General features: G+C 62.0%; 11 protein-coding genes. All 11 read right to left on the bottom strand.

The window, feature by feature from the left end:
- On the bottom strand, nt 1-1,206 hold a 1,206-nt coding region (locus OC610_RS11255; RefSeq protein WP_264427835.1), incomplete at its 3' end, for a M10 family metallopeptidase.
- 108 nt (nt 1,207-1,314) lie between these two features.
- Entirely contained in the window at nt 1,315-2,652 is a 1,338-nt protein-coding gene (locus OC610_RS11250) for a TolC family protein (protein ID WP_264427834.1), read from the bottom strand.
- A 1-nt stretch (nt 2,653) separates the two neighbouring features.
- Nucleotides 2,654-3,973 (bottom strand): HlyD family type I secretion periplasmic adaptor subunit, encoded by a 1,320-nt coding sequence (locus tag OC610_RS11245; RefSeq protein WP_264427833.1) that lies wholly within the window; start codon nt 3,971-3,973, stop codon nt 2,654-2,656.
- A 19-nt stretch (nt 3,974-3,992) separates the two neighbouring features.
- Nucleotides 3,993-5,708, bottom strand: coding sequence for a type I secretion system permease/ATPase (locus OC610_RS11240; protein ID WP_264427832.1), 1,716 nt, complete (start codon nt 5,706-5,708; stop codon nt 3,993-3,995).
- A gap of 163 nt (nt 5,709-5,871) precedes the next feature.
- Entirely contained in the window at nt 5,872-6,990 is a 1,119-nt protein-coding gene (locus tag OC610_RS11235) for an OmpA family protein (protein WP_264427831.1), read from the bottom strand.
- Nucleotides 6,987-7,454, bottom strand: a complete 468-nt coding sequence (gene tssE / locus OC610_RS11230) for a type VI secretion system baseplate subunit TssE (RefSeq protein ID WP_264427830.1) — start codon at nt 7,452-7,454, stop codon at nt 6,987-6,989. The genes OC610_RS11235 and tssE overlap by 4 nt, the downstream gene beginning before the upstream one ends.
- A gap of 3 nt (nt 7,455-7,457) precedes the next feature.
- A complete protein-coding gene (tssJ, locus tag OC610_RS11225) occupies nt 7,458-7,994 on the bottom strand; it encodes a type VI secretion system lipoprotein TssJ (protein ID WP_264427829.1) in 537 nt (178 codons plus the stop codon).
- Nucleotides 7,975-9,072: a type VI secretion system baseplate subunit TssG gene (gene tssG, locus OC610_RS11220; protein ID WP_264427828.1), complete on the bottom strand. Its 1,098-nt coding sequence runs from the start codon at nt 9,070-9,072 to the stop codon at nt 7,975-7,977. Before tssG ends, tssJ begins: the two co-directional genes overlap by 20 nt.
- A complete protein-coding gene (tssF, locus tag OC610_RS11215) occupies nt 9,036-10,808 on the bottom strand; it encodes a type VI secretion system baseplate subunit TssF (protein ID WP_264427827.1) in 1,773 nt (590 codons plus the stop codon). The genes tssG and tssF overlap by 37 nt, the downstream gene beginning before the upstream one ends.
- A 22-nt stretch (nt 10,809-10,830) precedes the next feature.
- Complete coding sequence (tssA, locus tag OC610_RS11210; protein WP_264427826.1) at nt 10,831-12,417, bottom strand: type VI secretion system protein TssA; 1,587 nt, start codon at nt 12,415-12,417, stop codon at nt 10,831-10,833.
- Nucleotides 12,414-12,831 (bottom strand): type VI secretion IcmF C-terminal domain-containing protein (locus OC610_RS11205; RefSeq protein WP_332880472.1); only part of this gene is annotated, 418 nt, incomplete at its 5' end. The genes OC610_RS11205 and tssA, both read right to left, overlap by 4 nt.

The raw sequence follows: 12,831 nt of genomic DNA, 5'->3' as shown, positions 1-12,831 counted from the left end.
GCCAGCGCCGCCGTCCAGGACGTTGGCGCCGGAGTTGCCGGTGATGAGGTTGTTCAGCGCGTTGCCGGTGCCGTTGATATTGCGGAAACCGGTCAGGGTCAACGTCTCGATATTGGCACTCAATACGTAACTGCTGGATGCCAGGACAGTATCGACGCCGCTGTTCAGCGCGCTGGTTTCCTGAACGATGTCGTTGCTGTCGTCGACAACGTAGGTATCGTTGCCCGCCCCGCCGATCATCACGTCTTTGCCGGCGCCACCATTGAGCACGTTCGCCAGCGCATTGCCGATCAGCGTGTCGTCGTTGGCCGAGCCGACTGCGTTTTCGATCTTGGCGCCGTAGGCGATCGCCAGCCCTTCATTGAAGTCGGTCTGGGTGCTCAGGTTCTGGAAGGCCTTGCCGATCTTGCTGAACTCACCTTCGTTCAGGTTGATGCGCACGGCTTGCACCTGGTTGCTTGCATCGATGGTATCAACGCCACCGGCGTCCCAGATCGTCTCGAAAACCGATTTATCGGCAGCCCAGCTATAGGTGTTGTTGCCAACCTGCCACTGTTTGTTGGCCCCATAAAGGCTTTGGATGGCGGCGATGTCCAGCAACATCGGTGTGGTGGGTTCGTACGAATAATTGTTGTTGTAGCTCATGATCGTGTAGCGAACGTCATCGAACTGAGAGGACAACACCGTTTTATTGGTATCACTTGGCGAAAACGGGTGCTTGAGGCCCAGCGCGTGGCCGATCTCATGCATGAACGTCATGTAGTCGTAGGTGCCCTTGATGGGAGCCGGGTCGTTGGTGACCGGCCCGATCCATACGTCGCCGCCACTGGGGGTCTTGGAAGGGAAATAGCCCCAGGCGGCAAAGCCATCGGGCATGTCCATGTAGCCGCCAAACCGCAAGTCACCAGCGTTGGTGATTGAGTCATTGACTTTCGTAAACTTGATATTGGAAACCGAACTCCAAGTGCCGAGCGCGCTGGTAATGCTGTTCTGTTGCGCCGAGGTGAGGAAATAACTGGACCGGAATTCCTGATCCCCGCTGTAATCCCTGGCGAAATAAGAGTTCATCGACAGGAAGCTGTACGTCAACGACGTGCCCGTGGTCGCGCTACCGGTCCAATAAGTGCCGTATAGCAGACTGTTGACCTGCACATTAGTGGTCAGTTTTGCAGACGAAATGGAGGAGTAACCAAGGGGACTGGGCATACAAGCTTCCTATGAGCGATCTGCGGCCCTTCCCGGATGCGGCCGCTACAAGTCGTTAATATTGCCTGAAAAATGGCGCCAATAATATTACTTGGCCATCATTTTTTTCTACCGCACATCCGATGAAACGGGGGTAGCCAGCCAGTCGTTGGCCTTGCGTATATCACCGTCCCCCAACCTGCCGCTCCAGCGGTGCAAAACAAGCAGGCTGGTCACGAAGCGGTATTGGGACTGATAGAAATCACGCCGCGCGCGAAACTCCTCCTTGATGCTGTCCAGTACGTCCACGGCATTCTTGACGCCATAGGAAAAGGCCTTCTCCGTGGCGAGTCGCGACTTCTCGGCCGATTCGAGCGCGCGATGCGTCGCCTTGATACGGCTTAGCTCGGCGGTCATGCCCAGGTAGGCCGTGCGAGTCTCCTTGATGACTTGGCGCCGTAACGCCTCGAGTTCTTGTTGCGCGGCCTCCTTGTCGCTCTCGGAAGTCGACACCCGGGCGCGGGTGGTGCCGCCACTGTAGAGCGGCATCTGCAAGTCCAGGGACGCGACGAGATTGTCCGAGCGAGGCGCCAGCGCACCTTCGTAGCCGATGTCGCTGCGTTGCGCCATCAGGTTCAGGCCCAGCTTGGGCAGATGGCCGGCCTTGGCTTCTCCGATGGCGGCTTCGGCGGCGCGAATGCTGTGTTCGCGAGCGTGCAGCGCCGGGTTGCTGTCCAGCGCCGTCTGCACCCAGTAATCCTGCGCTTGGGCCGGCAGACTGAACGCCGGACTCTCGGCGATGCGCTTGAACGGCTCGCGAACCTCGCGCCCCACCAATTCGGAAATGGCTTCGCGGCTGACCTCGACCTTGTTGACGGCTTCGATCTCGTCAGCCTTGAGCGCATCCACACGCGCCTCGAGATCCAGCGTGTCGGTCACCATTGCCATCTGCCGCGCATACAGGGCGTTGACGCGCTTGAGATTGCGTTCGGTCGCGTCCAGCTCGCTACGCACCAGGGCCAATTCGTCCTCGGCGGCAAGCACGGCGAAATACCGCTCGGACAGGTCAATGCTGGCCTGCACTCGCGTGTCATCGGATTCAAATTCGCTCTGGCGCGCCAGCTCCACGTAGCGCTGGTAACTGCGCCAGACCTGCGGGTCGTAGATGACCTGGTTGAGCATCACCGCCATGCGCTTGCCGTTGTACTGGATACGGCTCAGCTCATCGTCACGCCGGCTGCGGTTGACGCTGCCGCTGGCATTGAGCTGCGGCAACAATTGACCGAAGGCCGCACGCTCGTTGCCTTCGCCACTGCGAGTCAAGGCCTGCGCCCGCAGGACACGCGGATCGGCGCCCTGCGCCTCTTGATGCAACTGCCAGAGATCGACATAGGTAGACGCCTGCCCATTGTCCGCAAGGGCGCCAAACGACAGGGCGACCAACCACAGCGCGACCAGAGATTTCATATCAATCCTCGATCAACGAACGGGCAAATGCATTGCTGGCCGGCTGCATCAGGTATTCCAGCAACGTCCGCGACCCCGTATTGATCAACACCTCGACGGGCATTCCGGGCACCAGGGTAAGACCGCCCAATGCCTGTCTCCCCTTATCGGTCAAGACCACGCGTGCCAGGTAATACGGGGTTGCGGTGTCCTTGTTGACCAAGCGGTCGGCAGATACCTGTACCAGCTGGCCCTCGATGACCGGCGTGGTACTGCTTTTGAACGCACTGAAGCGGATGCCAGCCAGCTTGCCCGGCGCAATGCGGTCAATGTCCATCGGTGAAACCTGGGCCTCGACGATCAGCTCCTCGTTGGCCGGGACAATGTCGAGCAGCGCTGTCCCCGGGCTGACCACCGCGCCCAGGGTATGCACGGTCAAGCCCATGACCTTTCCGGATTCGGGCGCGACGATATCAGTACGCTGGTCGCGATCCTGCAGGGTGGCCAACCGTTCGCGGAGCTCATAGACCTTGGTCCGGGCATCGCCCAGCAAACCCGCGACTTCACTGGCAAAGGTCTTTTTCAGCTGCAAGATCTTCAACTGCGCTTCGTCGGCCTGGACCCTGGCCCGCGCGCTGGCAGACTGGCTTTCCGCAATTTCGGCCTGCAGCCGGGCCAGGCTGCGCTCCTGCTCGCGCAAACGCTGCTTGTCCACGTAGCCTTCGGACAACAACGCGCGTAAATCGACGATCTCTTCCTGATAGGAAGCCGCGAGCATTTGCTTGCTGGCGACGACGGCTCTATAGCCACGAATCTGTTCCTCGATTTGCCCGATGGACTTCTCCTGCAAGGCGATTTCCCCGAGCAAGGAGGTCCGCCGGGTCTGGAAGATCCGTGCTTCGCTGTCGCGCGCTTCGCGTACACGAGCATCAGCGAGGTCCAGGGCGGGGACGGCCAGCGGCTCGGGCAAGCCATCGCGCTCAGCCACCAGTCGGGCTTCGAGCTCGAGCGCTGCGATCAACTGGCTGCGCATCGCTTCCATTTCAGAGCGCGCCTGGGTGTTATCGAGCACCAGCAGCACATCTCCGGCCTTCACCAGGTCGCCGTCATGCACGCGCAGCTCGCGCACGATGCCGCCTTCCAGGTGCTGCACGGTCTTGCGGTAGCTCTTGACGGTGACCACGCCCGGCGCCAGTGCCGCGCTGTCAAGCGGCGCCAGGGTGGCCCAGCCGCCAAACAGGCCGAATGTCACCAGCAACATGAGATAGCCGATGCGCCGTATCGGTTTATCGTCAATGGAAAACCCGGTGACAGGGGCGGATGATGGCTTGATTTGTTGCATCGAATGGCTCATCCGCTTCCTACGATTCAATGGCGGCGGTCTGGTGCGCCGCGGGCGTGGCAGCCTGCAGTCGCGCCAGGACCTTGTCGCGCGGCCCGAACAGGCTCAGCTCGCCCTGGTTGAGGACCAGCAGCTTGTCGACTTGCGCCAGCACCCCGGATCGATGAGTGATGACAAACACCGTGGCGCGGCTCTGCCTGAGTTTTTGCAGTGCCTCGGCGAGCATCTTCTCGCCCGCATCGTCCAGGTTGGAGTTCGGTTCATCGAGCAGCACGAGCCGTGGCTCTCCGTACAGCGCGCGAGCCAGGCCGATGCGTTGGCGCTGGCCGCCGGACAGGCCACCGCCATTGGCACCGATCAACGTGTCGTAGCCATCAGGCAATTGCAGAACCAGCTCATGTACCCCGGCCATGCGCGCGGCAGCCACCACGGCTGGCGCGTTCACCGGGCCGAAGCGTGAAATGTTCTGGCTGATGGTGCCTTCGAACAACTCGATGTCCTGCGGCAGGTAACCGACGTAGGGGCCGAGCTCGTCCCGCCGCCATTGGCTGATGTCCGCACCGTCCAGGCGCACCGTACCCGCCAGGCTTGGCCAGATGCCGAGCAATGCCCTGGCCAGCGTCGACTTGCCTGCGCCGCTGGGACCGATGATGCCCACCACCGAACCCGCCGGCACCTCGAATGTCAGGCCACGGATAATTGGTTTGCGCTGGTTCGGCGAGCCAACGCTAAGGCCTTCCACTCGGATCGCGCCCTCGGGTGCCGGCAAGGACATGCGCTCGGGTTCGGCGGCGATCGTTGCCAGCAATTGGTGCAATCTTGCATATTGCGATCGTGCGCCCAGGAAGCCTTTCCAGACGCCAATCAATTGGTCAATAGGGGCCAGGGCTCGTCCCAGCAGAATGGAGCCGGCGATCATCAGCCCAGAAGAAATCTCGTGGTTGATCGTCAGGTACGCACCCAAGCCCAGCACCAGCGACTGGACGACCTGGCGGAACGTCTTGGAGACGGTCGCTATGGTCGTGGCGCGGTCACTGGCCAGGCTCTGCAGGGAAAGAACGGTGTGGGTCTGCTCGCTCCAGCGCTGAAGCAAGCTGGCAAGCATGCCCATGGATTCAACCACCTCGGCGTTGCGCAAGCTCTTGTTGGTGAAAGCGGTAGCCGCCATCTGCTCGCGGTTGGCCGCATGCAGCGGTGCCTGGGTGACTTTTTCATTGATGTAGGCCAGCGAACCCAACAGCACCGCGCTCAACAGCCCCATCCAGCCGTACCAGGGATGGAACATGAACATGACGGCCAAGTAGATCGGAATCCAGGGCGTGTCGAAAAACGCAAAGAGGCCGTTGCCGGTCAGGAACTGGCGCAACGCGTTCAAATCGCTCAGGGGCTGGGCCGTAGCGTTCATGCCGCAGCTTGTAAGCGCCTGTTTGAAACTCGCGTCGAACAGGCGCTGGCCCAGCAACGTGTCCAGGCGCGTGCTGATCCGCACCATGATCCTCGACCGAACCCACTCCAGTCCGCCCATCGTGGTCAACAGGAGCAACATGATCAGCGTCAACATCAACAAGGTCGACAGGCTGGCGCTGGCGACCGCCCGGTCATAGACCTGCAGCATGTAGAACGAGGGAACCAGCATCAGCAGGTTGATGAAAAAACTGAAGAAGGCAACGGAAAGAAAGCTGCTTTTGCACGCGGCAAGGGCATCCTCCAACTCGGTCCTGGAGTGGGCTGGCATGGTTCATTCCCTGAGGTCCGATTAGGGTCAAACCTGGAAAAAATCAAAAGGGCACAGGCGCGCGAACGCCTGGAATATCTTTTCTTGGACACCACAGCAGTGCCCGCGCAATCGGATCTACCGCGCTGTATCGGCACGTCCGTGCGGTTCTTAAGGAGAAATTTCAAAGGCGCCTCTCTGGCCGGCGGTTCGCCGGAAGCTCACAAGCTCCCGCTTGCGGCACCAGGCGGATGTCGACACGTCGATTGGCGACTCGCCCGGCCTCGGTATCGTTTCCAGCGATGGGTTGATGGGCGGCCAAGCCCTGCACGGCAAAACAATCGGCGGGGATGCTGCCTACGCTCTGCATCCAGTCGCGCACAGCGGAGGCACGGGCGTGGGAGAGTTGCAGATTCTGTTCGGATGAACCTGTGGCATCGGTATGCCCAGCAATAATGATCAACCAGCCTGGCTGGGCCTTGATGTCGACCAGGACCTTGACCAGGACAGGGGTCGAGCTGGGCTTGAGCTCCGCGCTGCCGGCGTCGAACAGCGACAGGCTGTCGAGCTGTACCGGATCGGGCCAGACGACATCCGCCTGCGTGCCTTGCCGCCACCCGGCAACGCCGGCGGCGATGGCAAGCAGCAACGCCGCGGTGCACAGCCACGGCAACAATCGTCGTTTGCCGCTTGTCGCATCGGGCGGCGGCACGAGCACGATCGGCATCATCAGCGCCGGTTCCGCCACCCTGAGGGGGAGCAATGCCGTTTCGGTGCCGAAGTCGCTCCGTTCCAAGCGCTGGACAAGGTGACGGGCCTGCAGCTGCAAGGCCTGCAGTGTGGCCAACGGCACGGATATCTGACTCGCCAACCGAGCACTCAAGCCGGCCAGCGCACTGTCCAATTCAAGCAATGCCCGCAGGTCATTGGTCGTCAGCGTGAAGCTGCGCAGCAGCGTTTGCAGTTGGGCAAACAACCACCCGAGCATATCCAGGCGAACGGGGACCGACGCCGGCCAAAGACGGGACCATTGGCTACAGAGAGTCTTGAGCAATCTCATGCCTTCGACCATGCCATCCAAACCGTGACGCTGCCCCCGGGCCAGCGCATAAAAGCTCACGGTCTGCAGTTCTGCCCCGTTCAATTGCAGTAGCACGAGGCACAACTGCTCCACTTTCTGCCAATCCACATCGGGACAGGCGCCATGGCCCAGCTTCGCCAACTCACCCCGCAGGGCGACGAACTCAGCATAACCGCGCGGATCGCCGCCGAGTCGAACATGCACCTCGAACAACGCGCTCATCGCCCGCCCCTTGGGTGATCCATTCCAGGCGTCGAAAAGTAGTTCTGCCGCGTCAGGTGGCGCACAAGAACTTTGCCCTCCGGCCCCACAGTGGACCCGAAACTCACCCGCCGCCCGCCTTTCAACTGCACATCCAGCGCACATTCCAGATGCCCCGGCAGCACCTGGGGCAGCAGCTCGATGGCAAGCTCCGCCAACCGTGGTTCGTATTTGAGCAAGGTGTCGGTCATGGTCTTCATCAAGGTATGGGCCGTGGCCGGCAACCCCTGCAGAACGGTGCCCATATCGGGCAGTCCGTAATCCGGCAAATGACTGAGGGCGCCCGCCCGGCAATTGAGGATGCGTTGGAGGTTGTCCAGGACCGACAGCGTGTGCTGGTCCTGCTCGCTGACGCGATGCAAATCCAGTTCTCCGTCGAAGTTCTGCAGCAACATTTCGTAGAGCGAGGGGTTGGGCTCGGTCATGGCTTATTCCTTCGCCAAGGGACGCAAGGTCAGTTGGTTGTCCCCCATCTCGATGAGCCGTGCCCGATCCGGGTCCAGGTCATCGCGTGTCAGCAGCAGGCGCCAGGTGTCGGGTTGAGCATCGGGATTGCGAAACAAGCCCACCAGCGCGACTACTCTCGCCTGCGGATTCATCGGCACGCTCAACTGTGCCCCTGCTCCGGGTTTCACCACCACGGCTCGCCTGTCCAGCAATGCGCCGTCGAGCAGCCGCTCGTCACCACTCACCAGCCCCTCGTAAGTCGCCCGGTCCAGCGCTTTGCCATCGCGCAATTGGTATACGCGGACCAGGGTTGGCAACGACAGCGCATTCATGTCCGCAACGTCGGTGTTGAGCGCCGTGCGCGCATTGAAGTCCAGATGCAGGGTTGTCACTTGCTTATGGAAAATCGTCTCGGCGGCGGACGCAGTGCCTTGCGTGACGGTCTGGGTCAATCCACACCCGCCCAGCGCGGAGGCGATCACTACCAGTATCGATAGATTAAAAAGGGTACGAGACATGCTGTGTTTCCCTGTTCCGAGAATGGATCGAGAGGCCTTGATAACGGCCCAGATTGATCGTGAGGGTTTCGTGTTCTTTCGCCCGCCAGGTGTCTGTGCCCAAGCCCAGCACACCGGTCATGCCCAATCGAATCCGGGGATTGCCCAGGACCGGGGTCGGCAGGCTGCTCAGCGCGACCGTCAATTGCAGCGTCGCGCTGCAACGCCATCCCAGGTACACCCGCAGCAGTACCAGCAAGTCGCTGTGCAGCGCTCCGCCGGGCAACCAGTCGTTGGCCTCCTTCGCGTCATCGGTGCAAAGCATCAGGTGCAACTGGCTGTTGACGTCCCGCCCGACATTGCCCAGCGGCGTGCCTTCGGACAAGGTGACCGGACGGGACGGGCAAAGGCTGGCCGGATGCGCCAAAGGAATTTTCTGCGGCCAGTGCGGGCTGATTCGCGCCTGGGTCTTGCGCGCCAGCAGCTTGACCAACGCCTCGATGCCTTCGGCGTTGCGGGTCGGCAGGCGCATGACGCCGAGCAACGCAAGGAAACGCGAAATGGGCGTCGCGACGCGTCGCGTGCTTCCGGGAATGCCCAGCCCGATCAGGCCCAGCAGGCATTGCGACGTCGCATCGGCGCCGCCTGCTGCGAACGTGGCTGGGTAGGAATACTTGCGCCAGATCCGATAGAACTGGCTGAAGATCCGGTGATTGAAAATGTCGAGGAATGCTTCCAGCGCCTCATGCCCTTCCCGGCGTTGGGCGATGTCATCGAGGAACGCCGTCGGCAACGGCGAGTCGACGCCGTATAACCCCAGCACACGAGTGCGTACGGTCGCCGGACGCCCCGGATTCTCCGGATCGAGTTCGATCGCTTTCAGCTCGCCGGCTGGGAAGCCCATGCCGGGATCGGGCCGAAAACGCACCGGGTCGTCCGCGGGACGCGCGGTGCTGCCCAGCAGAGGTTTTTCGGGCAACGCTTGTTCGAGCAATTGGCAAAACCGGTACAGGCTGGCCTCGGCCACCCGCTCCTGCAATGTGCTCAGCAAACCGCCGGTGTTCAACCGGGAATACGCTGGCTGTGATTCTCGCTCCATCGCAGGCACGCTCCAGTAGGTTGAAGAACCAGCGTGAGCTGGGTGTACAGATGGACGTCCGCGTAAAGCGCAAAGAAGCGGTTGAGCATCTCGCCGAACAGACTGACATCGCCCTCCCCCGCGAATCCGTTGGCGTCCAGGGTGATTTCGATATCCACCCCACGCAGCAGGAAGCCCTTTTCGAAGCGCTGGACCAGGTGATGACTTACCTCGACGATCGCCGCCAGCCGACGCCGGTTCAGCTCGCTGCCCGTCCAGTCGTACAACGCCAACGTCCCGCGCAACACCTCGGCGCTGTCGAGCATCGGCAGGAAATTCGAGCCCAGGTGGCTGAGGATGCGCCAATGAAAACGGTCGCGATTTGGCGGATAGCAGGGCAACGTCGGGGCACACAGGTTGCGCACCCGCAGGCCGAACTGGGTGAGCTGCACCGCTGTATCGAGCACCGTGCTCTGCAACGCTTTGCGCGGCAGTTGGCCGTGGGTGCCGGTCAGTCGCAGCGACAAGCGTTTATCGGGCCGCAGCAGCCGATCCTCGTCGAAACCTTCGCCACCGAGGATCAACCAGGTGTCGTGCAGGCCATTGGCGGCGCGCTTCAAGCGAGTATGGAAATAACGTTCCGGCGCTTCGTCACGCAGCATGCCGCCCTTGTGGCGAAAGCTGCTGAACGGCACGTAGTCCAGCCGCTGTTCTTCCTTTGAGGCGGTGACCTCGTCCACTGAATAGATTTCCAGATGGCCGTCCTGCAAGCGCATCGGGCGCAGCAGGTAATCGGTTTGCAAAGGGTCCAGCTCCAGCGGATCGGCCTCCAGCACAAACAGATTGATCACCGGCACCGCGTGCAGGCGGATGTGTTCGGCGCTCAGGTCAAAAGCATGGGGCCAGGGTTCACGCAGTACCACTTCGAGGTCGAACCAGGGCGCATTGGGTTCAATCACCAGTTGATCCAAGCCGCAGAGGGTGACGAACATGAATTTTTCCCGGAACGTGAAATATTCCAGCAGCAACTGGTAACCACTGAAGGCGCTGTCACCCTTGGGCCATAGTCGATCCTCGTCGGCAAAGCCCTTGGCCGCGAAGTAACCATCCATAGGCATGCGACCAGACTGCCCCGCCACGCGCACGTACATCGCCTGCCGGTTCAAGGTCAGGGCTTGGTGCAGCGCGCTGGCCAGCGGTGCATCGGCATTCAAGTACAACGGCAGGCGACTCAGGTCGATCTCTGCCCAGGGGACGGATTCGCTGCGGGCAAAGCGCAAGCGCAGCAGCGAGCGACCATCCGGTTCGTGGTCACGCGCCACCGACGCCAACGCCAGCGGCTGCAACGTCACGTCTTGCGTGGTGGTATAGCGGCAGCAGGTGCGCTGCGGCCCGATGGGTTGCGAGAGGATCTCGAACCCCCGGGCGATCCGTTCGCTGCGTTTGATCTGGGCAAGATCGGGCACCAGCTCGATGATCGACAGCGACGGAATGGTCCGCAGATAATGCGGCCACAACAGGCTCACCAGACCTTCGGTCAGCTCCGGCAGATCATCGTCGAGTTTTTCCCGCAAACGCCCCATCAGGAACGCAAAGCCCTCGAACAGTCGCTCCACATAGGGGTCCTGAGCCCCCGGCTTGTCCAGGTTGAGGAGTGCCGCACGGTCCGGGAACGCCTCGGCGAATTCCTTGCCGGCCTCGCGCAGGTAGCGCATTTCGGCATCGAAATAGCGCAGTGTCAGGTTGTCCATGTCCATAAAAAATCCTTTTCACTGAATGTCAGCCGCACAGAACTGCGGCACGTACCGGATCGATGGCTACGAGCGCCGCCAGCAAGGTTTCCATGCGTCGAGCCAGGGCGGGTTTGTCGGTGTCGTTGCGTTGGGCTTTGAGGCGCAGCAGCTTGAGCAGGCGAGCCTTGACTTCGAAGTACAGCTCGGGCTCCCACACGCGCAGGTCGTGGTGTTGAACGGCAGCGTCCAGCTCCCCCAGCAAGTGGATGGCCAGATCGGTCTTGCCGAACTGTTCGGCGACCCGCGCCATGAGCAGACGCAACAGCCAACGTTGCCGCCCGTCATGAATGTCCGGACGCGCCGCCAGCCAGGCCAATGCGGGCTCGACCCCTTCCCTGTCGGCCTGCGCCAAGGCTTCGCCCTCCCACGACAAGATGTCGGCATCGCCGATGCCATGCGTCGGTGATGGAGCCGGCAGCCATTGCCCTGGGCGGCTGCCGCTGACGTGTTGGACGATCCATTCACGGGTGGTCTCATCGGCAAAGGGCGTACCGTCGCTCCAGCGCAGCAGTTCGATCCCCGGCAACCGCTCGAGAAACATGCCCAAGTCACGCTGGATGACATCGGCCCAGCCATCCTGTGGCGCGGGTTGTTTACTCAAGGCCTGGTACGCGTACCACTGCAAGTCCAACCAGAAATGGTTCACGCCCTCGGCGTAGATCCGCTCCACCTGATCGAGCAACTGCTGCCAAGCCTGCTGCAGGTACAAACGCTTGAGCTGCGCCCGATAATCCGCCCTCGGCGGCGTCAGCCGGGTATTGCCGTCGGCGTCCTCGGGCGGCGCCTGATGCACCGTGTCCCAACGCAGGCTTTTCATCAGTCGATGGCCTGCCAGCCAGCCGTGGGGTTGATCGCGCAAATAACCGGCCAAGGCCCGGCCATGGTCCAACAGATCCCGACCGGACTTGATCGCTGGAACGGTCGGCGTGCCTGCCTGGGCATTCGATTCCTGGCTGGCCGCATTCTGCGGAACCACCGCCTCCACACCGCCGGATTGAGCCAGGCGGGCAGACAGCGCGGCATGCAGCGCGCCAAGGCAAGGACGTTGATCTTCCGGCCAAGCCTCCAGCCCCTGCTCCAGCCAGGCCAACGCTGCGGCAGTGCGCTCGGCCTCGGCCTTGACCACCTCCGGGTACAGCGACAGGGTGTCCAGCACCTTGGCGCCGGCCAGCCATTGCAGCGCCACCTTGCGACTGGTGGCGCGCGCCGGCTGTATGCTGTCAGCGAACCGCTCCACCAAAGCCGCCAGCAGGCACAGACCGTCGGCCAGCCCCGCCTCACCGTCCCGGTGCAAACGCGCCCACACGTAATAGGTGACCACGCGCAGATCCTTGCAGGTCCGGGTCAACAGCTTCTCGGCCAACTGGGCTACTCGCTCGGCATCGGCACCGGACAACTTGTCGACCTCTTCGCGCATGCGCTGGAAGTCATCGTCATAGCCAGGGTCGTCGCCGACGGGTGACGCCTCGCTGATCGGTTGCAGCCAGGGCTGCCAACGTGCGGCCTGTTCACGGGCAACGGCCACCGCGTCGCGCTTTCCGAGGCAACGGGTGATCAAGCTTTGCAGGCTCATTCGAAAACCTCTTTGCGCGCATGGGACGCCTCTGCCCCGCCGTCAGCGAGGAATATCCGCCCCGGCAACTTGAACCCGCGCAACTTCAGCAGCGTCATCGGCCCGGCATCGAGTTCGGTGCGCAGGTGCCAGGTCAGGCCCAGGCCATCGGGGGCCTTGAGCTCCATGCGGTAGCGGCTGTCGCCATCGTCCAGTGGCGTGAACCTGGCCTGTTCCAGCAAGCGGATCAGCCCCCAGGTGCCGGCGTAGTCGGCGAACAACCGCTCGCCGGTGTGGACGCTGGTCCAGGTCAGGCTGACTCCGGGATAGTCGCTGCGCCCCGGCCAGCCGAAGCGCTGCCAGCGTTCCTTCTGGTTGAAGTATTCGTGTTTTTCGCCGTTGAGAATGAAGGTGGTCTGCACCACATCGCGCACA

The organism is Pseudomonas agronomica, assembly GCF_025917275.1.
GTDB classification, from domain to species: Bacteria; Pseudomonadota; Gammaproteobacteria; order Pseudomonadales; family Pseudomonadaceae; genus Aquipseudomonas; species Aquipseudomonas agronomica.
This window is presented reverse-complemented; position numbering and strand designations above follow the sequence as displayed.